Source organism: Methyloceanibacter sp. (assembly GCF_035650995.1).
GTDB lineage: Bacteria > Pseudomonadota > Alphaproteobacteria > Rhizobiales > Methyloligellaceae > Methyloceanibacter.
Map to the genome: position 1 here is coordinate 37,993 of NZ_DASRGO010000044.1, position 25,008 is coordinate 63,000.

Here is a 25,008-nt window from a genome sequence, read left to right on the forward strand (position 1 = left end):
TTGCTTCGCCTATAGTCAGCCTAAAGTTGGGGATTAACAATAACTAACGAGGGTAGGCGATGAGTGTAGCCCTGAATATAGGGAAGCAAACCAGTGCGGGCGAAGCAGAAGATATCAAGAGTCGCTATCTGGTTTGCCTGAAGCTTGTCGAGCGTCTGCATCGATTGCTGCTCGACGTCATCAAAGATGAATTTGAACGTCTGGGCCGTTCCGACGTGAACAGCGTCCAGGCTCTGCTGCTTTACAATATCGGCGACGCCGAATTGACCGCGGGCGAACTCACCAGCCGCGGCTACTATCTCGGCTCTAACGTCTCGTACAATCTCAAGAAATTGGTCGATGCCGGCTACATCCACCATCAGCGGTCGACCACCGACCGCCGCTCGGTTCGCGTGAGGCTGACCGAAAAGGGGCAGGAGGTGTGCAAGGTCGTGAACGGCCTCTATCAGCGCCAGCTGAAGTCGCTCGAGCAGGTGGGCGGCATTGGCGCGGACGACCTCGAAGTGCTGAACAAGGCTCTGATCAGGCTGGAGCGCTTCTGGACCGATCAGATCCGCTACCAGCTTTAAGACCTCGCGCGTCCTTTAAGGCCTCGCGCGTCCATCCGTTACGCACCGACCCGGCGGCACGATGCCGCCGGGTCGCCGGCGTTTGGCGCGCTTCCCGCGCGATTAAGCCAAAAATCGCCCCATTCACGCGCTACCTCTTCCACAGCAACCGAAGCGCTTTGGCGGCATCGCCGCGGCGAATTTCCTTGTCTCGTCCTGATGACTGCGAGGCAGGGGGGAAATTCTTGCCGAAACTCGCCGAAGATTGATGAATTGTGAAAGAATCGCAATTCATTGCTCTAGAGCGATGACGTGGATGCGCTTATAGTTGGCGCGGGAAAGACGGCCGCGAGACCACGGGGAGCGGCATATGCTGACATTCAGAACTTTCTTGAAGGGCGGGCCCATCCTCGCCACGGCGGGGCTTGCCGCGGCGCTGCTCATGTCGAGCGTCGAGCCTTCGAGCGCCGGCCTCTTCTCCTGGATGAAGGGCCCGCAAGGCAATCAGGGCGGAGGCGGGGGCGACGACGGCTATGCCGGACCGGGCCTGTTCGGCGGCGGCCTGTTCGGCGGCGGCAAACCGCGCGGGCCCCAGCAGCCCGGCTCTCAGGCCTTCCACGGCGATGAGCTGCCCCCCGACGAATTCGATGCGGCGACGCAGGCCTGGATTCTCAATCCCCCGCTCGGCACGCCGACGCTCGCCAAGGCCAATATCGCAGCGACGCAAGCGGCAATCGCAAAATATCGCGCCATCGTGGCGAACGGTGGCTGGCCGATGGTGCCCGCCAAAGTCATGCGGCCCGGAAGCACCGGACCCGAAATCGTGGTCTTGCATCGTAGGCTCGAGATCAGCGGCGACCTCGTCGGCATGAGCGTGCCCGAGGAGTACGACGCAGCCGTCGTGGCGGCGGTGAAGAAATTCCAGGCCCGCCACGGCCTGCCGCCGACGGGCGTGATCGACACGCGTGCGATGATCGAGGCGCTCAACGTGCCGGCTTCGGTCAGACTCGCTCAGCTCGAGGCCAATCTGAAGCGCCTCCAGACGCTTTCCGCCGCCGCGGCCCCCCGCTACGTCATGGTCAACATTCCGGCGGCTCAGGTCGAAGCGGTCGACGCGGGCCAGGTGGTGCAGCGCCACGCCGCCGTCGTCGGCAAGCCCGAGCGGCCCACGCCCGAGCTCTCGAGCAAGATTCAGGAGATCAACTTCAATCCGTTCTGGTACGTGCCGAAGAGCATCATCTACAAGGACCTGGTGCCGAAGGCGCAGGAATTCGCCCGCCGCAATCAGGATATGCTCGCCGCCTACCACATGCAGGCCTTCGACGCCGCGGGAAACCCGATCGCCTCCAACCAGATCAATTGGTTCGGCCAGGAGGTTTACAACTATCAGTTCCGCCAGCTTCCCTGGGACCAGAACTCGCTCGGCTTCGTGAAGATCAACTTCCCGAACAAGGACTCGGTCTACATGCATGACACGCCGCTCAAGAGCCTGTTCGGGCGCTCGGTGCGCTACGAGAGTTCCGGCTGCGTCCGCGTCAACGCGATCGAAACGCTCGTCGACTGGATCTTGCAGGACACCGGCGGCTGGAACATGCAGCGTATCATGGCGGTGAAGCAGTCGGGCGAGCAGATCGACGTCAAGCTGGTGAAGCAGATCCCGGTCTATTTCACTTATGTGAGCGCCTGGGCCACGCCGGACGGGACCGTGCAGTTCCGTCCCGACATCTACAATCTGGACAACGGCAGCGGCGAGACGGCCTCGGTCAACTGAGCGCTGAGCACCGCGCAAGAAGGGGGCCGCCCGGCCGAGAACCGGACGGCCTTTTTCATAAGTTCAGACCTGCCTCCCCTAGGCGACGAGCTTCACCGGAATCTTGAGATAGCGCACGCCGTTCTCATCGGCCGGCGGAAGCTTGCCCGCGCGCATGTTCACCTGGATCGACGGCATGAGCAGCTCGGGCGCGGCAAGCGTCGAGTCGCGCGCCTCACGCATGGCGACGAACTCGTCCTCGCTGATCCCGTCCTTGACGTGCCTGTTGCTGGCGCGCTCTTCGGCCACCGTCGTCTCCCACGCATAGTGGTCGCGGCCGGGCGCCTTGTAGTCATGGCACATGAAGAGGCGCGTCTTGGGCGGGAGTGAGAGCAGCCGCTTGATCGAGCGGTAAAGCGCCCGCGCGTTGCCGCCGGGGAAGTCGGCGCGGGCCGTGCCGAAGTCCGGCATGAACAGCGTATCGCCGACGAACACGGCATCGCCGATTCGGTACGCTATGTCGGCAGGGGTGTGCCCCGGCACGTGCATCACCTCGACCTCGATCGCGCCGAGATTGAAGCGCTCTCCGTCGGCGAAAAGACGGTCGAACTCGCTGCCGTCGCCTTTGACGTCGGTCGCGTTGAACACCGGGCGGAAGATCTTCTGCACGTCGCGGATATGCTCGCCGATGCCGACCTTGGCGCCGGTCTTGAGCTTGATGTAGGGCGCGCCCGACAGATGATCGGCATGGGCGTGAGTCTCGAGCACCCAATCGATCGTCAGACCGAGTGCCTCCGCCTCCTTGAGGATGGCATCGGCGGACTTGGTCGCGGCTTTGCCGCTGGCATGGTCGTAGTCGAGCACCGGATCGACGATCGCCGCGCGCCTGGTGGCCGGATCGGCGACCAGATAGCTGATCGTATTGGTGCGCTCGTCGAAGAAGGCCTTGATGGTGGGAACCACGGTCATTGCAGGTGCTCCTCTTGTTGCTCTTGCAGATCCTTGTTGACATATATATTAGTCGACACTAAATTAGCAATAGCTAATACAAAGGAACGCCGAGATGCCGCGCGCCCCTGCCGACCTTGCCACCTTCGAAGCGAACGCCACCCTCGTGGCCGATATTCTCCGCACGCTCGCCAACGAGCGGCGGCTGATGCTGCTCTGCAAATTGGTGGAATGGGGCGAAGCGAGCGTGGGTTCGCTGGCCGAGGCGGTGGGGCTGTCGCAGTCGGCCACCTCGCAGCACCTCGCCAAGATGCGCGAGGAGGGCATCGTCACCTTCCGGCGCGACGGGCAGACGCTCTGGTACCGGGTCGCCGAGCGGCGCACCGAGCTTCTGCTCGGCTATCTGCAGAAGCTCTATTGCAGCGAAAATTGAACCGATTTTTTCCCGCATGACGCGGGCAGGAGACCCATGATGAGCCTTCCCATTATCACTCCGACCGAAGCCAAGCGCCTCATGACGCAAGGGGCAACGCTGGTTGACATTCGCGAACGGGATGAGCATGCCCGCGAGTACATTGCGGGCGCTCGCAACGTGCCCTTGACCGCGCTCGACGGCCTTACAGGCGTCACAGCTCCCGTGATCTTTCATTGCCGCGCCGGCAAGCGCACCGCCGATAACGCCGAACGCCTGCGGCAAGCCGCTCGATGCGAGGCCTATATCGTCGAGGGCGGCATCGAAGGCTGGAAGCAGGCCGGCCTTCCTGTGGTCCTCGACAAGAGCCGGCCGATCGAGCTCAACCGCCAGGTGATGATCGCGGCCGGCGGCCTGGTGCTTGCCGGTGTCCTGCTCGGCGCCGTCGTAGACTCCGCCTTCTATGCGTTTTCGGGCCTGATCGGCGCCGGCCTCGTCTTTGCCGGGGTGAGCGGTTTTTGCGGGCTCGCCAAGCTCCTTGCGCTGATGCCCTGGAACCGCGTTCCGGCCAAGGCCTGAGGCGATGGCCCTTGGCCTCGTTCCCGTCCTGCTCCTCCTTTCCTCCGGCGCCGTCGTCGGGCTGACGCTCGGGCTGATCGGAGGAGGAGGCTCAGTGCTTGCCGTCCCGCTCCTCGTCTACCTCGTCGGCGTGCCGTCGGCTCACGTCGCCATCGGCTCCTCGGCGATCGCCGTCGCCCTCAATGCCGCCTGGGGGCTTGCAAGTCACGCCCGGCTCGGCACGGTGAAATGGCCCTGTGCGCTGGTGTTCACCGCGGCGGGCGCCGCCGGCGCGTTCGCCGGAGCAAGCCTCGGCAAGCGGCTTGATGGGACCGAGCTTCTCGCCCTGTTCGGCTTGGTCATGATCGCCATCGGCGTCTACATGCTGACCTTCAAGCCGAAGCTCACCGCTCACGACGTGAGGCTCACGCCGGAGAGTGCCGCCCATCTCCTGCCGCGGCTCATCGCCATCGGCGCGGGGGTCGGGCTTCTGTCCGGCTTCTTCGGCATCGGCGGCGGTTTCCTGATCGTGCCGGGGCTCGTGCTTGCAACCGGAATGGCGCTGCAAAACGCGATCGGCACCTCGCTCGTTGCCGTCACCGCCTTCGGGCTCGCCACCGCCGCAAGCTACGCCACGTCGGGTCTGGTCGATTGGCGCCTCGCGGCGCTCGTCATCGTCGGCGGCATCGCCGGCACCCTGATCGGCACCCGCGCCAATGTGCGGCTCGCCACGCACAGGCGGGCGCTCGCCGTCATCTTTGCTGGGGTTGTGATCGCCGCCGGGCTCTATGTCGGCGCCACAGGCCTGATGAGGCTGCTCGCCACGAGCTAGACCAAGTCGTTGGATTCCGAGCCCTTCCGCCATACCGTGAGGCTTGTTCCAAAACTTGAGTGTTGCTGGCGCGGCCAGACGACATATGGTAGAGCCAGCCGAACGGCGAGAGGCGTGCCTCCCCGGTTTTGCATATCCCGAGGACCAGAATGCGCCCCCACCGAGAGGGGACGTTGTTTGAGCTCAAGGAGCAGTAGCCATGACGGCAAGTGATGCGAGGCGTGCCGAGGCGCGCGGAAGCGGCTTTTTCACCAAGCATCTGGCGGACGCGGACCCGGAGGTCTTCAGCGCGATCGAGCACGAGTTCGACCGCCAGCAGCACGAGATCGAGCTGATCGCCTCGGAGAACATCGTCTCGCAGGCCGTGCTCGATGCCGCCGGCACGCTCCTCACCAACAAATATGCCGAAGGTTATCCCGGCAAGCGCTACTACGGCGGCTGCCAATATGTCGATGTGGTCGAGCAGCTCGCCATCGACCGCGCCAAGCGCCTGTTCAACTGCGCCTTCGCCAACGTCCAGCCCCATTCGGGCAGCCAGGCAAATCAGTCGGTGATGCTCGCGCTGTTGAAGCCCGGCGACACCATTCTCGGCATGTCGCTCGCCCATGGCGGCCATCTCACCCACGGGGCCGCGCCGAACCTGTCCGGCAAGTGGTTCAACGCCGTCCAATACGGCGTGACCAAGACCGACAACCGCATCGACTATGACGAGGTCGAGCGGCTCGCCAAGGAGCACAAGCCGGCCCTCATCATCGCCGGCGGCTCGGCCTATCCGCGCATCATCGATTTCCCGCGCTTCCGTCAGATCGCCGATTCCGTCGGCGCGCTCCTCATGGTCGACATGGCGCATTTCGCCGGCCTCGTCGCCGCAGGCCTTCATCCGAGCCCACTGCCGCACGCCCACGTCGTCACCACCACGACGCACAAGACGCTGCGGGGCCCGCGCGCCGGCATGGTGCTGTCGAACGACGAGGAGATCGGCAAGAAGATCAACTCGGCGGTGTTCCCCGGACTTCAGGGCGGACCCTTGATGCACATCATCGCCGCCAAGGCCGTCGCCTTCGGCGAGGCGCTCAAGCCCGACTACAAGCTCTACATCAAGAACGTCTGCGACAACGCCAAGGCGCTCGGCGAGACGCTGGTCAAAGGCGGGTTGGCGCTCGTCTCGGGCGGCACCGACACGCATCTGATGCTCGTCGATCTCAGGCCGAAAAAGCTCACCGGCAAGGCTGCCGAGGTCGCTCTCGGGCGGGCCAACATCACTTGCAACAAGAACGGCGTGCCGTTCGACCCGGAGAAGCCCATGGTCACCTCCGGCATCCGCCTCGGTTCTCCCGCCGGGACCACGCGCGGTTTCGGCATCGGCGAGTTCCAGGAGATCGGCGGCATGATCATCGAGGTTCTCGACGGTCTCGCCGCCAACGGCGATGCCGGTAACGGCACCGTCGAGGCGAGCGTCAAGAAGCGCGCGCTCGAGCTGTGCGAGCGCTTTCCGATCTACGGCCGCTAGTCTCGCGCGCGTGAGGGTGAAGAAAGGGAGGGCGCTCGCTCATGCGATGCCCCTATTGCGGCAGCACCAACACGCAAGTGAAGGACTCGCGGCCTAGCGAGGATCACAGCACGATCAGGCGCCGCCGCGTCTGTGCCGATTGCGGCGGCCGCTTCACCACCTTCGAGCGCGTCCAGCTTCGCGAGCTTACAGTGATCAAGCGCAGCGGACGGCGCATGCCCTTCGACCGCGACAAGCTGATGCGCTCGGTGCAGATTGCGCTCCGAAAGCGTCCGGTCGATCCCGAGCGGGTCGAGCGCATGGTGAGCGGCATCGTGCGCCGGCTCGAGAACATGGGCGAGAACGAGATCCAGTCGGAAACCATCGGCCGGCTGGTGATGGAAGCGCTCAAGGGCCTCGACGACGTCGCCTATGTGCGTTTCGCCTCGGTGTACAAGAATTTCCGCGAGGCCAAGGATTTCGAGGTCTTGCTCGGAGAGCTCGCCGGGACCGAGGGCGATAGCGCCGAGGACGAGGATGCCACCGGCAACGCGAAAGCCGGTAAGGCCCCGGCCTCTGCCGAAGATTAGCGCGAGCCCCTACATCTCCCCCATGAGCGCGAGCGACGAAGATCACATGGCGCAAGCGCTTCTGTTGGCGAGGCGGGGCCTTGGCACCACGTGGCCGAACCCGTCGGTCGGCGCGATCGTCGTGGCGCCGTCAGGCGAGGTCCTGGGGCGCGGATGGACCGCGCCGGGAGGCCGCCCGCATGCGGAAGCGATTGCACTCGAACATGCAGGCGCGGCCTCGGCAGGCGCCACGCTCTACGTGACGCTCGAGCCGTGCGCCCATGCCGGGGGCAGGGGGCCGGCCTGCGCCGACGCCGTTGCGAAAGCCCGGCTCGCGCGCGCCGTTATAGCCCTGAGGGATCCCGATCCGCGCACGGACGGCGGAGGCGTCGCGCGGCTTCTCGAAGCCGGCATCGAGGTCAGGGAAGGCGTCCTCGCCGAGGAAGCCTGCGCTGTCTCGCTAGGTCACTTCATGCGGGTCAGCGAAGGGCGCCCGGCCGTCGTCCTGAAGCTTGCCGTAGGCTCGGATGGGCTCGTGCCGAAAGGCAACGGCGCTCCGGTATGGATCACCGGCCCCGATGCGAGGGCGCACGCTCACCTCTTGCGCGCAAGGTGCGACGCGATCATGGTCGGCCGCGGCACCATCCTCGCCGACAATCCGAGCCTTACCTGCCGGCTCCCCGGCATGGCCTGCCGCTCGCCGGTGCGCGTCGTTCTCGATCGGCGTTTGCGCACGCCCCCTGAGTCACAGATCTTCGACGACCTCATGGTGCCGGTCTGGCTCGTCTGCGCGGCCGACGAGGAGCACCCCAACACCGACGCCCTTCAAGATCGCGGCGCCGAGATTGTGGCGGTGCCCGTTGACGAGCATGGGCTGCTCGCTCTTCGGGACGTGCTCGAGACGCTTGCCCATCGCGGCCTTACCCGCGTGCTCGTCGAAGGCGGTCCGTCTGTCGCCCGCGCTCTGCTCGATGCCGACCTCATCGACGAAGCCGTCATCTATAGAGGGCCGGAACCCGCCGGTGCCGAAGCTCTCAAGCCTTTCGTCACCGAAGGGCTTGATCGGCTGACGGGAAGCGGTCATTTCACGCAAGTCCAATCCCGCGCATTCGGCCAAGACCGGATGACGTGGTTTCGTCGGAAGGCGCGATGTTCACCGGTATTGTCACCGACATAGGCGAGGTGGTCGCGGTCAAGGGCGGGCGCTTTGCCATCGCCTGCGGCTACAAGCACAAAAGCCTGAAGGAGGGCGACTCGCTCGCCTGCGACGGTTGCTGCCTCACCCTCACTGACGTGAACAAGGCCAAAAAGGGCGCGGTCGTTTCCGTCGAAGCCTCGAACGAGACGCTTGCGCGCACCACCCTGTTCACCTGGAAGGAAGGTCGCCGCATCAATCTCGAGCGCCCGCTTGCGCTGGGCGAGGAGCTCGGCGGACATATCGTCACCGGCCATGTCGACGCCCCGGCGATGATCCTCGAGCGCATCCAAGACGGCGACAGCGTCAGGTTCGTCCTCGAAGCGCCGCCCGGGCTCGCCCGCTTCATTGCTTCCAAGGGCTCGGTCGCGCTCGATGGTGTTTCGCTCACCGTTAACGAGGTGAACGGCGCGAGCTTCGGTGTAAACATAATTCCATACACTCTTGCCCATACTGCCTGGCAGGACCGGAAGCCCGGCGATCTGGTAAATCTTGAAGTCGATCTCCTGGCGCGCTACGTGGCGCGCTTGCGCGAATAGAGGTTCGATCCCCGTGACCGCCTTGACCAAGCCCCGCCATCACCAGTTCCTCTCCTCGATCGAGGAGGTGGTCGAGGACGCGCGCAACGGCCGCATGTTCATCCTCGTTGATGCCGAGGAGCGCGAGAACGAGGGCGACCTCGTCATCCCCGCGCAGATGGCGACGCCGGATGCGATCAATTTCATGGCCAAGCACGGCCGCGGGTTGATCTGCCTCGCGCTCACCCCTGAGCGCGCCAAGCAGCTTCACCTCGAGCTGATGTCCCGCTCGAACCGCGCGCGCCATTCGACCGCCTTCACCGTGTCGATCGAGGCGCGCGAAGGGGTCTCGACCGGTATCTCCGCCCACGACCGCGCCCACACCATCTCGGTCGCCATCGATCCGACCAAGGACCATCGGGACATCATGACGCCGGGCCATGTATTCCCGCTCGTCGCCAAGGACGGCGGCGTGCTCGTGCGCGCAGGCCATACCGAAGCGGCCGTCGATGTCGCCCGCCTCGCTGGCCTCAACCCTGCCGGCGTCATCTGCGAGATCATGAACGACGACGGCACCATGGCGCGGCTCCCCGACCTGATCGGCTTCGCCCAGCGCCACGGGCTCAAGATCGCGACCATCGCCGACCTGATCGCCTATCGCCTTCGCTACGACCATCTCGTCAGGGCCGTGGCCGAGACCAAGATCGAGAGCCCCTATGGCGGCGCCTTCGACGTCAAGGTCTATGCCACCACCGTCGATCCGGCCGAGCACGTTGCGATCGTCAAGGGCGACGTCGCCTCGGGCGGGCCCGTGCTCGTCCGCGTCCACGCCCTGAACACGATCGACGACGTTCTCTCGACCGGAATGGACCGCAAGACGGCGGTGCACAAAGCCATGGAGATCATCGGCCGTGAGGGGCGCGGCGTTGTCATTCTCATCCGCGAGTCGCGGCCCGACGCACTCTCGGCGAGACTCAATGCCGAAGCCGCCGCGGGCCAACAGCGACTGATCGAGTACGGCATCGGCGCCCAGATCTTGCTCGATCTCGGCGTGCGCGAGATGGTGCTCCTGTCGAACTCGCCCGCGCGCAAGATCGTCGGCCTCGAAGGCTATGGGCTCAAGGTCGCGGGCCACAGGCCGTTGGAGCAGACGTCATGAGCCGCAAGACTGTCCGCTCGGTCCTCATCATCGAAGCACGCTTCTACGAGGACATCGCCGACGAGCTCGCCCGCGGCGCGATCGAGGAATTGAATGCGGCGCGCGTCCCCTATGAGCGGCTTGCCGTGCCGGGCGCCCTCGAGATCGCGCCCGCTCTGAGCCTTGCTCTCGCCAACGGCTTCGTCGGCAGGGCAGGACGCCATCGCGGCTGCATCGCGCTCGGCTGCGTCATTCGCGGCGAGACCACCCATTACGACATCGTGGCCCGCGAGTCGGCCGCCGGCCTGCATCAGCTCGCCGTGCAGCACGCCGTGCCGATCGGCTTCGGCATTCTCACCTGCGAGAGCCGCGAGCAGGCTTGGGAGCGGGCGAGCGTCGACGGGCGCAACAAGGGTGGCGATGCGGCGCGCGCCTGCCTCACTTTGATGCAGCTCGAGCAGCATTTCTCCTCCGCGAGCCGGCGCTAAGGCCATGACCGCGCGCGGCAAATCCGCCAAGCGGGCAAGCGCGAGGAGCGCCGCCCGGCTTGCCGCCGTTCAGGCGCTCTATCAGATGGACATGACCGGCATCGATCTGAACGAGGTGATCGCCGAGTTCGAGGCCCATCGCCTGGGCCAAGAGATCGAGGGCTGTCAGTATTGCGACGCCGAGGCCGGCTTTTTCCGCGATCTCGTCCAGGGCGTGGTGCGCGAGCAGCTCAAGATCGATCCGCTCATCGACAAGCAGCTTGCCGAAGGGTGGCGGCTCACCCGCGTCGATTCCATCTTGCGCGCCATTTTGCGCGCCGGCGCCTTTGAAATTCTCGCGCGCGACGACGTTCCTGCGCGCGTCGTGATCTCGGAGTATGTTGACATCGCTCATGCCTTTTTCGCCGAGGACGAGCCCAAAGTGGTGAATGGCATTCTCGACCGCATCGGACACAAAGCGCGCCCGCGCGAGTTTCTTGCCGAGGAGCGGCGCGATGGCTGAGCATGGCGGCGAGGGGAAGGGGCTCGGCGAGTTCGAGATCATCGCCCGCTACTTCGCGCCGCTCGCCACCGACGCTTCGGCGCTCTCGCTCCGCGACGATGCCGCCGTGCTTCGCCCCCCCGAGGGGCAGGAGCTGGTGATCTCCTGCGACACCCTCATCGAGGGCGTGCATTTCTTAAGCGGCGATCCGCCGCAATCGGTCGGCCACAAGGCGCTGGCCGTCAATCTGTCGGATCTCGCCGCTAAGGGCGCGAGGCCTTACATCTATTTGCTCGCGTTGTCGCTCACGGCGAAGGAGCACAATTCCGCCTGGCTCGAAGCCTTCGCCTCCGGCCTCGCTGCGCTTCAAGAGGTGTCCGGCATCGCGCTCGCCGGCGGCGACACGACCAAGACGCCCGGACCCTTGAGCATCACCGTCACCGCGCTCGGACTTGTGCCGCATGGGCACGCCGCGCTCCGCCATGGCGCCAAGCGCGGCGACCGCCTCTACGTGACCGGCACGATCGGCGATGCCTATCTCGGCCTTCGCCTGCTCAAGGAGGCAAAGCTCGCCGCTCATCTCGGGCTGTCGGAGGAGGATGCGGGCTTTCTCGTCGGCCGCTATCGCGAGCCGAAGCCACGCAATGCGCTTGCCATCCCCTTGCGGAATTATGCCTCGGCTGCAATCGACGTGTCCGACGGCCTCGTTGGCGACGTCGGGAAGCTTGCTGCCGTCTCCCATGTTGGCGCCGCGATCGAGGCCGCCCGCGTGCCGCTGTCGGCGTCCGCTCGCAAGGCGCTTGCGCGCGATCCCTCTCTGCTCGAGGCGCTTCTGACGGCGGGCGACGACTACGAGGTCGTGGCGGCCATCCCCGAGATCAGCGCCGCCGCCTTCGAATCGGAAGCCGCCGGGCGGGGCGAGACCGTGACCCTGATCGGGCGCATCGAGGAGCGCGACGGGCTGCGCGTTTTGGGCGAGGACGGCCGGACCCTTAAATTGAAGTACAAGGGATTCGCCCATTTTTGACGCCTTGGCGCCGGTTTTGCGGTCGTTCCCCCGGGGTTCCCTGCTCTGTTGCGTCCCGCCCGTATCTTTGGCATTTTCCGCCCGCGCTTTCGCACCATCGCTTTGGGGGCAATAGGGCTTAAGGAGCACGTCGGTGCCTCCTAATTCGGCCCGTTGTTCCCTCAATCCCTAAGAAACGTAGAGGCAGCCGATATGACCTTTGTCCTTTATCTCATCATTGCTTGCGGGGCGCTCTCCATCGCCTATGGCGTCGCCACCACCAGGGCGGTTCTCGCCGCCGATCCCGGAACGGCGCGCATGCAGGAGATCTCAGCCGCCATCCAGGAGGGGGCCAAGGCCTATCTCGCGCGCCAATACACCACGATCGGCATCGTCGGCGTGCTCATCTTCCTCCTGCTTGCCTATCTGCTCGGTCTGCCTCAGGCCGTAGGCTTCGCCGTCGGCGCCATCCTGTCCGGCTCGGCCGGTTATATCGGCATGAACGTCTCGGTACGCGCCAACGTGCGGACCGCCCAGGCCGCCACCAAGAGCCTCGCCGACGGTCTTAGCCTCGCCTTCCGCGCCGGTGCCATCACCGGCCTTCTCGTCGCCGGCCTCGCACTCCTCGGCGTCTCGGTCTACTTCCTCGTCCTCACCAAGTTTCTCGGGCTCAGCCCCGCCTCGCGCGAGGTGGTCGATGCGCTCGTCGCGCTCGGCTTCGGCGCCTCGCTCATCTCGATCTTCGCCCGTCTCGGCGGCGGCATCTTCACCAAGGGCGCCGACGTGGGCGGCGACCTCGTGGGCAAGGTCGAAGCCGGCATCCCCGAGGACGATCCGCGCAATCCCGCGACCATTGCCGACAACGTTGGCGACAATGTCGGCGACTGCGCCGGCATGGCCGCCGACCTGTTCGAGACCTATGTGGTTACCATCGTCGCCACCATGGTGCTCGCCTCGATCTATTTCGCCGGCGGCGAGGACCGCGTCATGCAGATGATGCTCTATCCACTCGCCATCGGCGCGACCTGCGTCATCACCTCGATCATCGGTACCTTTTTCGTGCGCTTGGGTCCGAGTCAGTCGATCATGGGCGCTCTCTACAAGGGCGTGATCGTGACCGGCGTCCTGTCTCTGATCCTGCTCTGGCCGCTCACCTCGTGGCTCGTCGGCATGGACACCGCCATGAAGGTCGATGAGGTGACTTTCACCGGTCAGTCGCTGTTCTATTGCGGCGCGGTCGGGCTCGTCGTCACTGCGCTGATCGTCGTCATCACCGAGTACTATACCGGCACCAATTTCCGCCCGGTTCGATCCATCGCCAAGGCTTCGGTCACCGGCCATGGCACCAACGTCATCCAGGGCCTTGCCGTGAGCCTCGAGTCGACCGCGCTGCCGGCGCTCGTCATCATCGCCGGCATCGTGGCCGCCTATAACCTCGCCGGCTTATTCGGCATCGCGATCGCGGTCACCACCATGCTAGCGCTCGCCGGAATGGTCGTGGCGCTCGATGCCTTCGGTCCCGTCACCGACAATGCGGGCGGCATCGCCGAGATGGCGGGCCTGCCCAAGGACATTCGCAAGACGACGGATGCGCTCGATGCCGTCGGCAACACCACCAAGGCGGTGACCAAGGGCTATGCCATCGGCTCGGCCGGTCTCGGTGCTCTCGTCCTGTTCGCGGCCTATACCGAGGACCTGAAATATTTCGCCGCAAATGCCGACAAATTCCCCTATTTCCAGGGCGTCGATCCGACCTTTTCCCTGTCAAATCCCTACGTCGTGGTCGGCCTCTTCCTGGGCGGCCTCTTGCCCTACCTGTTCGGCGGCATCGCCATGACGGCGGTCGGCCGCGCGGGCTCGGCCATCGTCGAGGAGGTCAGGCGCCAGTTCCGCGAAAAGCCCGGGATCATGAAGGGCACCGACCGGCCTGACTACGGCAAGGCGGTCGATCTTCTGACCCGCGCGGCGATCAAGGAAATGATCATTCCCTCGCTCCTTCCGGTGCTGTCGCCGGTCGCGTTCTACTTCATCATCAATTGGATCGCAGGCAAGAGTGCCGCCTTCTCCGCGCTCGGCGCCATGCTGCTCGGCGTCATCGTCACCGGCCTCTTCGTCGCCATCTCGATGACGGCCGGAGGGGGCGCCTGGGACAACGCCAAGAAGTATATCGAGGACGGCCACTATGGCGGCAAAGGCTCGGACGCGCACAAAGCGGCCGTGACCGGCGACACCGTCGGCGATCCCTACAAGGATACCGCCGGCCCTGCCGTGAACCCGATGATCAAGATCACCAATATCGTGGCGCTGCTTCTGCTCGCGGTGCTGGCTCACCAGTAAGGCAGGCGAACTCGATCAGATGCCGCCGCCGGGCCCGGGAATTCCGCCGCCCTGCTTGTTCAGATCCTGGAACATCTTGCGGTGCGAGATGTTGCCGAAAATCTGCTCGAGGAAGGTGAGATCCTTGCCCCGCGCCGGCGTCTCGCCTTTGTAGTAGTTAACGACAATGCCGTCCTTCAGGCCGTAATTGGCGACCTGCTGGACCTTTTGGCCATTGTCGAAATAGACCGCGACCACCTGGCGGTCGATTTCCCACGGCTTGAGGAAGGCGACGGTCTTCTCCGTGCTTGAGATATAGTAGAAAGCATCGCCGCCGATTGTGCTGGTCGTGTCTGGCGAGCCGAGCACCGCGGTGACCTGATCCTTGGTCATCCCGGTTTGGATTTGATTGAGGTCGACATCGACGAACACATGCCCGTGGCGGTCGATTTGCGCGCCGCAACCAGCAAGCGCAAGCGCCGCGCCGAGCGCTAATGCAAGGCGCGTCGTCTGACGCGCGCGGACGATGACCGGCTTGACGCTAGACAAAATCGGTTGTCCCTCGAAAGCCTGAAGACAGGCGGAAACTGCCGATGCCCTTCTTACCACGCGCCGTAATGCCCTGGCGGCGCAAAGAGAAAGCCTCGCAAAAACTCTATGGCGCGATTGTGGCGCAGGCGCGGCTTCCCGTCTTCTACCGGGGTTACGGCGTGCCCGACACGCTCGAAGGCCGCTTCGTCGTGCTGTCGCTCAACCTTTTCGTCGTGCTCCACCGGCTCAAAGCCGAAGGCGGGGAAGCGCTCCTCCAATCGCAGGAGCTTGCCGACCGTTTCAAGGACGACATGGAGACGGTGCTTCGCGAGCTTGGCGTGAGCGACCTTCGCGTGCCGAAGACCATGCGGGCGCTCGCTGCCTCGAGCGCCGCCCTGCTCAAGGCGTATGAACGGGCCTTCGCCGGCGGCGAAGCACAGCTCGCAAGCGCCATCGCCGACGCCCTTCCTCTCGATAAGGGGGCGGCCGAGGCTGCAGGATTGCGCCTCGCGCACTATGTTAGGCAATGCATCAGGAGCCTTGAGGCCGAGCCTTATCCGGCAATCAAGGCGGGAACGCTCGTTTTCCCACGAGTTTCCGCCCCGTGCTGAGGAGCGCATGAAGGAACCGAACGACCATCTCCCGCTGTCGCGGCTGCTCAAGTTCGACGAGATCAAGGAAGCCGTGAGCGGAACGATCGAGGCCACCCCGGCCGAAATGGCTGCTATCGCCAAGCTGCTCGACTTGCGCGGCCTCGAACGTCTCGGCATGACCTATCGGCTTCGGCGCATCGGGGCCGGCCGCGTCCGCCTCAACGGCGAGCTCGCGGCCAAGGTCATCCAGACCTGCGTCGTCTCGCTCGATCCGGTTCTCTCCGACGTCGCGGTGCCAGTGGAGGCCGAATTCTGGCCGGAGGAGATGATCGCCGCCCACCAAGCGCACGAGGAGGAGCAGGGCGCTGCCACGCTTGCCGACTGGCCCGAGCCGATCAGCGAGGGACGGATCGATCTCGGACCGGTTGTTTATGAGACGCTTGCCACCTCGCTCGACCCATATCCGCGCAAGGAAGGTGTGAGCTTCGAATGGTCGGAAAAGTGGGAGGAGGAGCCGAGCGGCGCCAAGCCGGCGAGCCCGTTTGCGGCCCTCGAGGCCCTGAAACGGCGCTGATCGGGCCTCCAGCCGCCGGCAAAATCCGGTTGTCAACGGCCCCCCTTTTCAGTCTATTCGGGCTTCGTTTCGGGGGACGCCGCGGCCGAAAGGGCCGCCAACAGTGTGATTTTCCTACGGCATAGTGCTTGAATGGGTGCTCCAGTCACCATAGCGCTCGACGCCATGGGCGGGGACCACGGCCCGAGCGTGGTCATTCCCGCCGCCGCGATCGCGCTTGTGCGTCATCCCGACCTGCACTTCCTGCTCGTAGGCGATGCCGCCCGCATCGAGCCGGTGCTCGCCGCCCATCCCGCGCTCGCCGCCAAGTCGACGGTCATTCACACCGACGTCGCGGTTGCCATGGATGCGAAGCCAAGCCAGGCGCTGCGCAAAGGGCGCTGGCGGTCGAGCATGTGGCTCGCGCTCGAGGCGGTAAGGGACGCTCGTGCCGAAGCCGCCGTGTCTGCGGGCAATACCGGCGCGTTGATGGCGATGGCAAAATTCTGCCTGAAGACGATCCAAGGCATCGATCGTCCGGCGATCGCCGCCATCTGGCCGACGGTCGATGCCGAATGCATCGTGCTCGACGTCGGCGCCAATGTCGGCGCCGAGGCGCGCCAGCTCGTCGAGTTCGCGCTGATGGGCGCGGCCATGGCGCGTGCGCTGTTCGGCCTCGAGCGCCCGTCTGTCGGCCTCCTCAACATCGGGGTCGAGGAGATCAAGGGGCTCGACCAGATCAGGGAGGCTGCCGCCGTGCTGAAGGACGCGCCGCTCCCCATGCGCTATCACGGCTTCGTCGAAGGCGACGATGTCGGGCAGGGTGTGGTCGACGTGGTGGTGACCGACGGCTACACCGGCAATGTCGCCTTGAAGACGGCGGAAGGAACCGCTAAGCAGATCGGCCAGTATTTGCGTGCTGCCATGGGGCGGTCGTTGCTCGCACGCCTCGGAGCGGTGCTGGCTCAGGGCGCCTTCCGGGCCCTTAGAGACAAGCTGGATCCGCGCCAGTTGAATGGCGGGATCTTTCTCGGACTGAACGGCATCGTCGTCAAAAGCCATGGCGGAACCGACGCCACGGGCTTTGCCAGCGCCATTGACCTTGCCTATGACATGGCCTCGAGCGGGGTGGTGAAGCGCTTGGCGAGCGATGTCGCAGGCTTCCACGCCAAGCTCGAGCTCGAAGGTGCGGCTTGATCTAAATTGCACGCCGGTTTTGCCGAAAAGGTGATAGTAAAACAAAAGCTTAGAACGCCGGGGTAGGGGAGTCTCCTCAGTTGGATAGCGTGCGGACGGTGATCAAAGGGGTTGGCGGATATCTGCCGACCCGCGTCCTGACCAACGACGATCTCGCCAAGGTCGTCGACACCTCAGACCAGTGGATCACTGAGCGGACCGGCATCAAGGAGCGCCGCATCGCCGCCGAGGGCGAGCTGACTTCGACCATGGGAGCAATCGCTGCGCGACGGGCGCTCGACGATTCCGGGCTCGCGCCCGAGGATATCGATCTCATCATCCTCGCCACCTCGACGCCCGATCAGACCTTCCCGGCGACGGCGGTGACCATCCAGGCCGAGCTCGGCATCACCCAGGGCGCCGCCTTCGACATGCAGGCCGTCTGCTCAGGCTTCGTTTTCGCTTTAGCGACCGCCGATACCTACATGAAGAGCGGGCTTTTCAAGCGCGCGCTTGTGATTGGCGCCGAGGCTTTCTCGCGCATCCTCGATTGGGGGGACCGCTCGACGTGCGTGCTGTTCGGTGACGGCGCGGGAGCCGTGGTGGTCGAGGCCCAGAAGCTCAACGGGGTTGCGACCGATCGCGGCATCCTCGCCACCTGCCTTCGTTCCGACGGCCGCTACCGCGACAAGCTCTACGTCGATGGCGGCCCGTCATCGACCGGTACAGTGGGTCATCTCCGCATGGACGGACCTGAGGTGTTCCGTCACGCCGTCACCAAGATCAGCGAAGTGATCGGGGCCACGCTTGACGAGGCGGGATACAAACCTTCCGATATCGATTGGTTCGTTCCCCATCAGGCCAACCGCCGTATCTTGGAGGGGGCCGCCCGGAAACTTGGTCTCGACAAGGACAAGATCATTATCACGCTGGATAAACATGCCAATACATCGGCGGCGTCCATTCCGCTGGCGCTGGATCAAGGCCGCTTCGATGGCCGCATCAAGGCCGGCGACCTCGTCTTGATCGAGGCGATGGGAGGCGGGTTTACCTGGGGAGCGGTGTTGATCCGGTGGTGAGGCCGTTAGGCCGCGAAGTGCCGCGCCAAAGCCACACCTCGGAGGAAAACGACGCAAAATCAGGAATTTGATCGCGGGACAGATTGACCGGATCGCACTCGCTCGTTTAGCATCTTGAATAGTCCCGCGACTGGGGGAGCGTACGGACAATGAGCGGGAAGACCCTGACGCGCGCCGATTTGGCGGAGGCGGTGTTTCAGAAGGTTGGCCTGCCGCGCAATGAGTCTGCCGAGATCGTGGAGCTCGTGCTTCGCGAAATCGTGGCAAGCCTCGAGCGGGGGGACACGGTAAAGCTGTCCTCGTTCGGCTCCTTCGGAATTCGCGACAAGGGTGAGCGCGTGGGACGCAACCCCAAGACCGGGCAAGAGGTTCCTATAACGCCGCGGCGTGTGCTCGTGTTCAGGGCGAGCAACATCATGAAGCAGCGCATTAACGATGCGCTGTCGCGAAGAAAGGCGGCTGAGTAGAAGTCGAGCGGCAGTTCAGACGCCGAGGAGGAGGAGCGTTGGACAAGGCGCCCGAGGCGTTTCGCACCATCAGTGAAGTAGCCGACGAGCTTGACGTCCCGAAGCACGTGCTGCGCTTTTGGGAGGGCAAGTTCGCTCAATTGAAACCAATGAAGCGCGGCGGCGGCAGGCGCTATTACCGGCCAGAGGACGTGGCCCTCCTGCGCGGCATCCGCTTCCTGCTCTATAACGATGGGTACACCATTCGCGGCGTACAAAAGATCCTGCGCGAGCACGGTCCCCGCTATGTGATGGAATTTCGGCGGATCGCCGAGGACCACGAGCAGGAGGACGCCTTGGATGAGGCCCCCGAAATTCCGGATGTCGCAGCGGAAGCTGCGCAGATCGGCCCCGCGTCCTTGCGGAACGGCGACAGGCCCGGACGGCGCCCTGAGGTGAGCACGATCGGCGCGCTGATCGAGGAGATCGAGGCCTGTCAGCGGATTCTGGCCACGGCCAAGGAATAATGGCCGTCCCGTCCGAAGCTCGCCGCTTGTTTCGACGCCTCAAGCGTGTATATCCAAGCTATCCAAAGACGGCTTCGGAGCGTAGCGCAGCTCGGTTAGCGCACCGGTCTGGGGGACCGGGGGTCGGGAGTTCAAATCTCCCCGCTCCGACCATTCCCCCCTAATTCTCGGCGAGCACCGGCCGGTTGAGCGAAGCGGCAGGCTTCGCCTTGATCCATCCCCGCATGACCTTGAGCATGGGCCGCTCGACGACGAGGTAGCAGGCAATCCCCGCACACGCTCCGCCAACGAGAGCCACGCCCACGAAAGAGACCACGGGCAGGATGCCCTCGGTGGGAAGTGCGAGCCTCGCCCAGGCAAAGCGTTCGAGCGCGATGGGAAAGAGGTGGGCGAGATAGATCGAATAGGAGGCATCGCCGATGATGAGGAACGGCTGCACCCGGCGCACTTCACGCCCGGCTTCGATGGAAAGCGCGCCCGCCACCATCAGCGCCGCCGGGAGGCCGAACGCGAGCGCTCTCGGCATCTCGGTGATGTGATAGGCGCCGACGGCGACGCCGATCGCGCCGAGCCCGATTGCGACCCAGGCCGGCCCGACGCCAACACGCGCAAGCGTCCCGTTGAGGAAGAGCTGGGCGAGCGCCATGCCGAAGACGAATTCGAGCACGATGTCGTTGCTGTAGAACTCCAAGGCGGGGCTTCCGTCGAATACCGAGAGTGTCCCGAGCGCGACCATGCTCACGAGCACCCCGATGGTGAGCGGCACGCGCCGCATCAGCGACACCGCCATCGCGAGCGCGAAGATCGCGTAGAAGAACATCTCGTAGTTGAGCGTCCAGCCGAGCAGGATGAAGGGGCTGATCGAGGGCGGCACGGCCGGGCTCAGATGCGGGATGAAGAACAGCGACAGAATGAAGTGCTTGAGGGTCAGCACCGCAGTCTGAAACAGCTGCGGGAAGGCGATGAAGAGCGCCGCGTTGACGAAATTGAACAGCCAGTAGAGCGGCACGATGCGGACGATCCGCATTCTGAAGAAGTTGCCTGGCGAGGTCTCGGCGCCCGCCGTGACGAACACCATGATGAAGCCGCTGATGACGAAGAACAGGTCGACGCCCGACAAGCCGACATTGGGCATGAGCGCCTTGAGCCACGGCAGCTGATCGAAGCCGTGGCTAAACACGACCATCATCGCCGCGAGTCCGCGGAGATATTGCAGCGAAACGATGACCCCGTGGGGTTTGGTGGGGCTTTGGGGCATGCCAGAATTGTGAGCGGCGAGATGCCTCCAGCCGAAGCAACGCCCATGCCAACGCCGGAAAGTCGTGCACGGGGCTGGAACAGCGCGAAGTTGCACGATGGGACCAAACCGGGACGGGGCCGAAGGGTCGTGCCCCAAAATGCGACACAGGGCTTAAGGGTCCGCTTGCTCGCCGCGGCGCCACGATGCCCGTTCGCTGTTGGCCTGCGCGATGGCTAGGCCCCAGACCATGGCCATGATGAGATAGAGGTGCCGCCAGTGATCGGTGTCGATCACGAGTCCCTCGACCGCCATGCCGAAAAATGCGGCGAGCACCACGTTGCTTAAGCCGCTTCCGCCTTTGTCGTGCAGGATGCGGCGGAAGCCGAGCACGAGCGTGGTCAGCACGAGAAACAGGTAGAGCGTGCCGCCGATCCACCCCGTGTTGAGATACATGTTGAGATAGACCTCGTGTACGTCCTCGTTATGGTGGACGCGGGCGAATTCGAGCGCGCCGATGCCGAGCGGATCCGTCATGACAAGCTCGGCAGCCTTCTTTTGCCCGCCGAAACGCCCCTCGGGCCCGACATCGTATGACTGCTCGAACGTGATGCGCTCGCTCAAGAGATCGGCGACCTGGGGGATGGCTTGGGCAGCCGCGAACACGCCAATCACGAGCGCGCCCGCCAGCGCGACGGACACGGCGAGCTTGAGCCGCTCGCGATTGCTCGCGGCGGTGATCAGGGTGAGATAGGCATAGAGCGCAAGCGCGACGGCGAGGTTGAGCCACGCCCCGCGCGAGAAGGTGAGCAGTGTGCCGAACAGGAGGAGCGGCATCAGGATCGCCCACACGCTCGCGCGCGCGAACCGCGCCGTGAGCATCGCGTTGAAGGCGTAGAGCAGGGCAGGCACGAGAAACGCGCCGAGCACGTTGGGGTCCTTGAAGGTGCCGCGCGCTCGTCCGAATTCGGTGAAGAGATCGTAGGCTCCGGGCACGAGCGAGAAATAGCCGATCAGGGCCGCAGCCGCCGCGATCACCGCCGCCGTCATATAGGCGCTCATCACGAAACGGATCCGCCTTCCGGGCCGGTCGGCGAAGAATGCGGCCATGACCACCGATGAGGCAGCGAGATAAAGGGTGATGCCGATATGCTTGGTGGGCACGTCGAGCAGGCCGGCCTGCGTGGTGGCGATGAAGCCGCCGGCGACGATGCCCGTCAGCAGGAGGAGATAGGGCGCAAGTCCGCGCGTCAACGGAGCAAGGCCGGTGAGGGGGAGGATCATGATCGCCCCGACCATCAGCACGTCGTAGGGCGCGGGCTCCGAGAAGACGACGGCGCCCGTAGCAATGGTGATCCACAAGTAGAAGAGCGCGAGCCGTCTTATGCCGGCGCTCACTTCGCGCGGCGCGCGCGCCTCTTCCGAGGCGGCTTCGTACGCCAACATCGCCGCCACCGGCGTATTCCCCTAGTAGGCGTTCTCGCCCTTGAGCAGGGCGAACGGCGTCATCAAGCAGATATAGAGGTCGAACATCACCGACCAGTTCTCGATGTAATAGAGGTCGTGCTCGACGCGCCGCTGGATCTTCTCTCTGGTGTCGGTCTCACCCCGCCAGCCGTTGATCTGCGCCCAGCCGGTGACGCCCGGCTTCACGCGGTGGCGGGCGAAATAGCCGTCGACCACGTCGGAATAGAGTTTGTCGTCGGCCTTCGCCTTGAGCGCGTGCGGACGGGGTCCCACGAGCGAGAGGTCGCCTTTCAGCACGTTGAAGAGCTGCGGCAGCTCGTCGATGCTCGTCTTGCGCAGGAAGCGGCCGACGGGCGTCACGCGCGGATCGTCCTTGGTGACGAGCTTGCTTGCCTCGGCGTCGGTGTGTTCGACGTACATCGAGCGGAATTTGTAGACCTCGATCAGCTCGTTGTTGAAACCCTGGCGCTTCTGCTTGAAGAGAACCGGGCCCTTAGAGTCGAGCTTGATCAGGATCGCGATGATCGCCATGAGCGGGGAAAGCAGCACGACCGCAAGCCCGGCCACGACTTTGTCGAACAGCCATTTCTTGACGTGGTCCCAGTCGGCGATGGGCTTGTCGGTGATGTCGAAGAACGGGACGTTGCCGATATAGGAATAAGTGCGCGGCCGGAACCTGAACTCGTTCGCGTGCGCCGACAGCCTGATGTCGACGGGGAGCACCCACAACTTCTTGAGCAATTCGAGCAGCCGCTTCTCGGCGCTGACCGGCAGCGACACGATCAGCAGATCGAGCCGGGACTTGCGCCCGAAGTCGACGAGCCGGCTGATGCTGCCGAGCTTCGGATAACCTGCCACGAAGGGCGAGACGCGATCGTCGCCCCGATCGTCGAAAATGCCGACGATCCGGATGTCGGTATCGGAAGAGGCCTCGAGCGCTTTGATCAGCTCTTCGGCCTGAAGCCCCCCGCCGACGATCACGGCGCGGCGGCTGAGCCGTCCCTCCCTGATCCACTTTCTGACGAGACGGGAAAGGACGAGCCGCTCGGCGAACAGCACGGCGAGCGCCGACGCGTACCACGTCGCAATCCACACGCGCGAGAAGTCGGCGCCCACCTTGCCGAAGAAGGCGAGCGTCATCATCCCAGCCACGACCATGCTCCAGGCGAGCACGATGCGGGTGAAGCTCCGCACGAACGCGCTGAAGGCGGTGACCTGGTAGAGATTGAACGTCTGAAACGTAAGGACGGTCGCGGTCGCTGCCGTCACGACCGCGACGAGATAGATGATATGCGTGTGCATCCCTTCGCGCTCGACATAGCCGAGATAGATGGCGAAGCCGAGCATGGCCACGAGCAGGAACTCGACGATGCGCACCGAGCCTGCGACCACGCTCGGCGGCATGAGATTGACTTCGCCCCCGCGCCTGATCTCGGCGAGCGGCGGGCGCGGGGCGCGACGCCGCTCGACGAATGGCGCGTGCGATTTTGCCGAGCGTTTGACCTTATGAGACGACGACGATGCCCGAGCCGACAACGCCTGCGGCGAGGCCGCCTTCCCTTCACGCATTCTTCGAACCCTTCTCGCCGCGCCTGTTTCGCCGAACAAAAGTCCGGCCAGAGCCGCCGATGCTTCCGCGCCTTATGCCACGATTGAGCTTGTTGATGCGTGAAACGGGACGGCTGCGAAGGGAGCGCTTGGGCTTATGGTTAAGGCGCAGTTAGGCGAAACCTCAAGCAGCGATGCGCTGCGTGCCGGCGCGAAGCTCGGAAACGTAGAAGTCCACGATTTCGTAGGTCATGTTCTCGACGGTGAAGCGTGTCGCGACATGCCGCTGCAGCTCGACGGCGCGCTGGAGGAAGGGTTGCGGGCTGGCGAGGAACGCGCGGAGCTGCGAGGCAAGCGCGCCGACATCTCCTCCGGGCACGAGCGGCATGTCGATATTGCCCATGATCTCCGGGATGCCCCCGACATTGGTGGCGATGAGAGGCATCTGCGCCGCCGCCGCCTCGAGCACGATGTAGGGGAAGGATTCCGACCGCGACGGTACTACCACGCAGCGGCCCCGGGCGAAGGCCGTGCGCGCGGGCAGGGGGCCGGCAAAGGAGACGCGCGGTCCAAGCCCGAGCTTGCGCGCAAGCCGCTTGAACTTGCGCTCGTCAGGCCCGCTTCCCACGATCACGGCGCGGCCGGGAAACGTCGATTGAATGGCGGCGAGCGCTTCGAGCAGAATGTCGACGCCTTTGAGCTCGCGGAGCTCGCCGACATAGACGAAGTCGACCGCATCGTCCGACAGCATTCCCTCGTAGAACTCGTGGCGATATAGCCCGTTCGGCACGATCTTCACTGGACACTGTGGCTGACCGATCAGCTCGGCATAGCGGTTGGCGGCGAAAAGGCTCTCGAAGATAAATCCGTCGGTGGCCGGCGCGAGCCTGCGTTCGGCGGCGAGATAGAGCCGGCCCAAGAGGGTCGCCGGCGAATAATGCAGGCTGCCTCCGTGCGGGGTGTAGACCACCTTCACCTTCATGCCCTTGCGCTTCAGCTTGCGGCCGGCGAGCCTCGCATAGGCGCCGCCCTTGGCGCCGTGGCCGTGCAGCACATCGACATTGGCCTTGGCGGCGAGCTTCACGATCTTGGCAACGGTGCGCCAATCGCCGAAGCCGAGCCGGCGCGTCATGGGGATGCGGGTAAGCCCAAGGGCGCAGTTGTCCTCGAGACGGCCCATCTGCACGGCGATCTCCGAGCCGCCCGTGCGCGAATCGCACACCACCCCGACCTCCGCGCCGTACCCCGCTTCGCCCAGCGCAAGATCGTGCACGTGGCGGAACAGGCCCCCGACAGGCGCGCGCATGCAATGCAGGATGCGTAGCGATGAACTCACGGGGCCTCGCGTCGACGACGCTTAGGTTAACGGCTCCGTGAGCTTTAGAACATCCGTTCCATGACGTAAATCGTGTCGCCGGGCTGGACCGGATAGTCGGTCGGCACCATGACGGTGCTCTGCACCCCGCCGAACTTGCGCGTCAGCCTGACCATGCGCTGCTTGGCGCGCTCGGTATAGCCTTCGGCGATGGCCACCGCGCTCTCGACCGTCATGCTGTTGACGTAAGGATACTGCCCCGGCTTGTTGACCTCGCCCAGGATGAAG

The 25,008-nt window shown here is 64.7% G+C and carries 27 protein-coding genes and 1 tRNA gene; 21 read left to right on the forward strand and 7 right to left on the reverse strand.

Annotated features, from left to right (window positions below; all coding sequences use genetic code 11):
• The first annotated feature begins 59 nt into the window (after positions 1–59).
• Both ldtR and VFB18_RS03960 read left to right on the forward strand, forming a co-directional pair.
• Positions 60–569 carry a transcriptional regulator LdtR gene (gene ldtR / locus VFB18_RS03955; protein ID WP_324971236.1) on the forward strand — a complete coding sequence of 170 codons (510 nt, stop codon included), beginning with the start codon at positions 60–62 and terminating at the stop codon, positions 567–569.
• Between the two features lie 349 nt (positions 570–918).
• Positions 919–2,319, forward strand: a complete 1,401-nt coding sequence (locus VFB18_RS03960; protein WP_324971238.1) for a L,D-transpeptidase family protein — start codon at positions 919–921, stop codon at positions 2,317–2,319.
• 78 nt (positions 2,320–2,397) lie between these two features.
• Here VFB18_RS03960 and VFB18_RS03965 read toward each other — a convergent pair whose 3' ends face one another.
• The gene (locus VFB18_RS03965; RefSeq protein WP_324971240.1) at positions 2,398–3,267 is read right to left on the reverse strand and encodes an MBL fold metallo-hydrolase; all 870 of its coding nucleotides are present in this window, start codon (positions 3,265–3,267) and stop codon (positions 2,398–2,400) included.
• Positions 3,268–3,361: 94 nt separating this feature from the next.
• Here VFB18_RS03965 and VFB18_RS03970 point away from each other — a divergent pair, with 94 nt between their 5' ends.
• The 12 genes from VFB18_RS03970 to VFB18_RS04025 all read left to right on the forward strand — a co-directional run bounded on the left by VFB18_RS03970 (position 3,362) and on the right by VFB18_RS04025 (position 14,269).
• Complete coding sequence (locus VFB18_RS03970; protein ID WP_324971242.1) at positions 3,362–3,679, forward strand: metalloregulator ArsR/SmtB family transcription factor; 318 nt, start codon at positions 3,362–3,364, stop codon at positions 3,677–3,679.
• Between the two features lie 39 nt (positions 3,680–3,718).
• Complete coding sequence (locus VFB18_RS03975; RefSeq protein WP_324971244.1) at positions 3,719–4,237, forward strand: rhodanese family protein; 519 nt, start codon at positions 3,719–3,721, stop codon at positions 4,235–4,237.
• Between the two features lie 4 nt (positions 4,238–4,241).
• The gene (locus VFB18_RS03980; protein ID WP_324971246.1) at positions 4,242–5,048 is read left to right on the forward strand and encodes a sulfite exporter TauE/SafE family protein; all 807 of its coding nucleotides are present in this window, start codon (positions 4,242–4,244) and stop codon (positions 5,046–5,048) included.
• Between the two features lie 199 nt (positions 5,049–5,247).
• Positions 5,248–6,558, forward strand: coding sequence for a serine hydroxymethyltransferase (glyA, locus tag VFB18_RS03985; protein ID WP_324971248.1), 1,311 nt, complete (start codon positions 5,248–5,250; stop codon positions 6,556–6,558).
• A gap of 41 nt (positions 6,559–6,599) precedes the next feature.
• Entirely contained in the window at positions 6,600–7,127 is a 528-nt protein-coding gene (gene nrdR / locus VFB18_RS03990) for a transcriptional regulator NrdR (RefSeq protein WP_324971250.1), read from the forward strand.
• A gap of 22 nt (positions 7,128–7,149) precedes the next feature.
• Positions 7,150–8,283, forward strand: coding sequence for a bifunctional diaminohydroxyphosphoribosylaminopyrimidine deaminase/5-amino-6-(5-phosphoribosylamino)uracil reductase RibD (gene ribD / locus VFB18_RS03995; RefSeq protein ID WP_324971253.1), 1,134 nt, complete (start codon positions 7,150–7,152; stop codon positions 8,281–8,283).
• Positions 8,256–8,840: a riboflavin synthase gene (locus VFB18_RS04000; protein WP_324971255.1), complete on the forward strand. Its 585-nt coding sequence runs from the start codon at positions 8,256–8,258 to the stop codon at positions 8,838–8,840. The genes ribD and VFB18_RS04000 overlap by 28 nt, the downstream gene beginning before the upstream one ends.
• Before the next feature lie 94 nt (positions 8,841–8,934).
• Positions 8,935–9,978 (forward strand): 3,4-dihydroxy-2-butanone-4-phosphate synthase, encoded by a 1,044-nt coding sequence (gene ribB, locus VFB18_RS04005; RefSeq protein WP_414675643.1) that lies wholly within the window; start codon positions 8,935–8,937, stop codon positions 9,976–9,978.
• Complete coding sequence (gene ribH / locus VFB18_RS04010; RefSeq protein WP_324971259.1) at positions 9,975–10,445, forward strand: 6,7-dimethyl-8-ribityllumazine synthase; 471 nt, start codon at positions 9,975–9,977, stop codon at positions 10,443–10,445. Before ribB ends, ribH begins: the two co-directional genes overlap by 4 nt.
• Before the next feature lie 4 nt (positions 10,446–10,449).
• Entirely contained in the window at positions 10,450–10,947 is a 498-nt protein-coding gene (gene nusB / locus VFB18_RS04015) for a transcription antitermination factor NusB (protein ID WP_324971260.1), read from the forward strand.
• Positions 10,940–11,953, forward strand: a complete 1,014-nt coding sequence (gene thiL / locus VFB18_RS04020) for a thiamine-phosphate kinase (RefSeq protein WP_324971261.1) — start codon at positions 10,940–10,942, stop codon at positions 11,951–11,953. Before nusB ends, thiL begins: the two co-directional genes overlap by 8 nt.
• A gap of 192 nt (positions 11,954–12,145) precedes the next feature.
• Positions 12,146–14,269, forward strand: a complete 2,124-nt coding sequence (locus VFB18_RS04025) for a sodium-translocating pyrophosphatase (protein WP_324971263.1) — start codon at positions 12,146–12,148, stop codon at positions 14,267–14,269.
• Between the two features lie 15 nt (positions 14,270–14,284).
• On the opposite strand, the gene VFB18_RS04030 is transcribed toward VFB18_RS04025, so the two are convergent.
• On the reverse strand, positions 14,285–14,797 hold the full coding sequence (locus tag VFB18_RS04030; RefSeq protein WP_324971265.1) for an outer membrane protein assembly factor BamE: 513 nt from the start codon (positions 14,795–14,797) through the stop codon (positions 14,285–14,287).
• Between the two features lie 44 nt (positions 14,798–14,841).
• Here VFB18_RS04030 and VFB18_RS04035 point away from each other — a divergent pair, with 44 nt between their 5' ends.
• The 7 genes from VFB18_RS04035 (at position 14,842) to VFB18_RS04065 (ending at position 19,306) form a co-directional block, all read left to right on the forward strand.
• On the forward strand, positions 14,842–15,390 hold the full coding sequence (locus VFB18_RS04035) for a ubiquinol-cytochrome C chaperone family protein (RefSeq protein ID WP_324971266.1): 549 nt from the start codon (positions 14,842–14,844) through the stop codon (positions 15,388–15,390).
• 7 nt (positions 15,391–15,397) lie between these two features.
• Complete coding sequence (locus tag VFB18_RS04040; protein ID WP_324971267.1) at positions 15,398–15,946, forward strand: DUF177 domain-containing protein; 549 nt, start codon at positions 15,398–15,400, stop codon at positions 15,944–15,946.
• Positions 15,947–16,078: 132 nt separating this feature from the next.
• Positions 16,079–17,122 carry a phosphate acyltransferase PlsX gene (plsX, locus tag VFB18_RS04045; RefSeq protein WP_324971269.1) on the forward strand — a complete coding sequence of 348 codons (1,044 nt, stop codon included), beginning with the start codon at positions 16,079–16,081 and terminating at the stop codon, positions 17,120–17,122.
• Between the two features lie 80 nt (positions 17,123–17,202).
• Positions 17,203–18,180: a beta-ketoacyl-ACP synthase III gene (locus tag VFB18_RS04050; RefSeq protein ID WP_324971271.1), complete on the forward strand. Its 978-nt coding sequence runs from the start codon at positions 17,203–17,205 to the stop codon at positions 18,178–18,180.
• Between the two features lie 149 nt (positions 18,181–18,329).
• A complete protein-coding gene (locus VFB18_RS04055) occupies positions 18,330–18,647 on the forward strand; it encodes an integration host factor subunit alpha (RefSeq protein WP_324971273.1) in 318 nt (105 codons plus the stop codon).
• Positions 18,648–18,685: 38 nt separating this feature from the next.
• The gene (locus VFB18_RS04060; RefSeq protein ID WP_324971275.1) at positions 18,686–19,153 is read left to right on the forward strand and encodes a MerR family transcriptional regulator; all 468 of its coding nucleotides are present in this window, start codon (positions 18,686–18,688) and stop codon (positions 19,151–19,153) included.
• A gap of 75 nt (positions 19,154–19,228) precedes the next feature.
• Positions 19,229–19,306 (forward strand) — tRNA-Pro (locus VFB18_RS04065).
• A 7-nt stretch (positions 19,307–19,313) separates the two neighbouring features.
• Here VFB18_RS04065 and VFB18_RS04070 read toward each other — a convergent pair.
• The 5 genes from VFB18_RS04070 to VFB18_RS04090 form a co-directional block, all read right to left on the reverse strand.
• Positions 19,314–20,411 (reverse strand): acyltransferase, encoded by a 1,098-nt coding sequence (locus tag VFB18_RS04070; protein WP_324971276.1) that lies wholly within the window; start codon positions 20,409–20,411, stop codon positions 19,314–19,316.
• A gap of 153 nt (positions 20,412–20,564) precedes the next feature.
• Positions 20,565–21,836 (reverse strand): O-antigen ligase family protein, encoded by a 1,272-nt coding sequence (locus tag VFB18_RS04075; protein WP_324971285.1) that lies wholly within the window; start codon positions 21,834–21,836, stop codon positions 20,565–20,567.
• 21 nt (positions 21,837–21,857) lie between these two features.
• Positions 21,858–23,426 (reverse strand): undecaprenyl-phosphate glucose phosphotransferase, encoded by a 1,569-nt coding sequence (locus tag VFB18_RS04080; protein ID WP_324971278.1) that lies wholly within the window; start codon positions 23,424–23,426, stop codon positions 21,858–21,860.
• A 163-nt stretch (positions 23,427–23,589) separates the two neighbouring features.
• Positions 23,590–24,741, reverse strand: coding sequence for a glycosyltransferase family 4 protein (locus VFB18_RS04085; protein WP_324971280.1), 1,152 nt, complete (start codon positions 24,739–24,741; stop codon positions 23,590–23,592).
• Positions 24,742–24,785: 44 nt separating this feature from the next.
• Positions 24,786–25,008 (reverse strand): polysaccharide biosynthesis/export family protein (locus VFB18_RS04090; RefSeq protein ID WP_324970247.1); only part of this gene is annotated, 223 nt, incomplete at its 5' end.

Coding starts and splice junctions, on each gene's coding strand:
- VFB18_RS03965 (WP_324971240.1), bottom strand. CDS start 3,267: ATGACCGTGGTTCCCACCATCAAGGCCTTCTTCGACGAGCGCACCAAT.
- ribH (WP_324971259.1), top strand. CDS start 9,975: ATGAGCCGCAAGACTGTCCGCTCGGTCCTCATCATCGAAGCACGCTTC.
- ribD (WP_324971253.1), top strand. CDS start 7,150: ATGAGCGCGAGCGACGAAGATCACATGGCGCAAGCGCTTCTGTTGGCG.
- VFB18_RS04080 (WP_324971278.1), bottom strand. CDS start 23,426: ATGCGTGAAGGGAAGGCGGCCTCGCCGCAGGCGTTGTCGGCTCGGGCA.
- VFB18_RS03970 (WP_324971242.1), top strand. CDS start 3,362: ATGCCGCGCGCCCCTGCCGACCTTGCCACCTTCGAAGCGAACGCCACC.
- VFB18_RS04035 (WP_324971266.1), top strand. CDS start 14,842: ATGCCCTTCTTACCACGCGCCGTAATGCCCTGGCGGCGCAAAGAGAAA.
- VFB18_RS04070 (WP_324971276.1), bottom strand. CDS start 20,411: ATGCCCCAAAGCCCCACCAAACCCCACGGGGTCATCGTTTCGCTGCAA.
- VFB18_RS04075 (WP_324971285.1), bottom strand. CDS start 21,836: ATGTTGGCGTACGAAGCCGCCTCGGAAGAGGCGCGCGCGCCGCGCGAA.
- ldtR (WP_324971236.1), top strand. CDS start 60: ATGAGTGTAGCCCTGAATATAGGGAAGCAAACCAGTGCGGGCGAAGCA.
- VFB18_RS04040 (WP_324971267.1), top strand. CDS start 15,398: ATGAAGGAACCGAACGACCATCTCCCGCTGTCGCGGCTGCTCAAGTTC.
- VFB18_RS03980 (WP_324971246.1), top strand. CDS start 4,242: ATGGCCCTTGGCCTCGTTCCCGTCCTGCTCCTCCTTTCCTCCGGCGCC.
- plsX (WP_324971269.1), top strand. CDS start 16,079: ATGGGTGCTCCAGTCACCATAGCGCTCGACGCCATGGGCGGGGACCAC.
- nrdR (WP_324971250.1), top strand. CDS start 6,600: ATGCGATGCCCCTATTGCGGCAGCACCAACACGCAAGTGAAGGACTCG.
- thiL (WP_324971261.1), top strand. CDS start 10,940: ATGGCTGAGCATGGCGGCGAGGGGAAGGGGCTCGGCGAGTTCGAGATC.
- VFB18_RS03960 (WP_324971238.1), top strand. CDS start 919: ATGCTGACATTCAGAACTTTCTTGAAGGGCGGGCCCATCCTCGCCACG.
- VFB18_RS04025 (WP_324971263.1), top strand. CDS start 12,146: ATGACCTTTGTCCTTTATCTCATCATTGCTTGCGGGGCGCTCTCCATC.
- VFB18_RS04055 (WP_324971273.1), top strand. CDS start 18,330: ATGAGCGGGAAGACCCTGACGCGCGCCGATTTGGCGGAGGCGGTGTTT.
- VFB18_RS04000 (WP_324971255.1), top strand. CDS start 8,256: ATGTTCACCGGTATTGTCACCGACATAGGCGAGGTGGTCGCGGTCAAG.
- nusB (WP_324971260.1), top strand. CDS start 10,450: ATGACCGCGCGCGGCAAATCCGCCAAGCGGGCAAGCGCGAGGAGCGCC.
- glyA (WP_324971248.1), top strand. CDS start 5,248: ATGACGGCAAGTGATGCGAGGCGTGCCGAGGCGCGCGGAAGCGGCTTT.
- ribB (WP_414675643.1), top strand. CDS start 8,935: ATGTTCATCCTCGTTGATGCCGAGGAGCGCGAGAACGAGGGCGACCTC.
- VFB18_RS03975 (WP_324971244.1), top strand. CDS start 3,719: ATGAGCCTTCCCATTATCACTCCGACCGAAGCCAAGCGCCTCATGACG.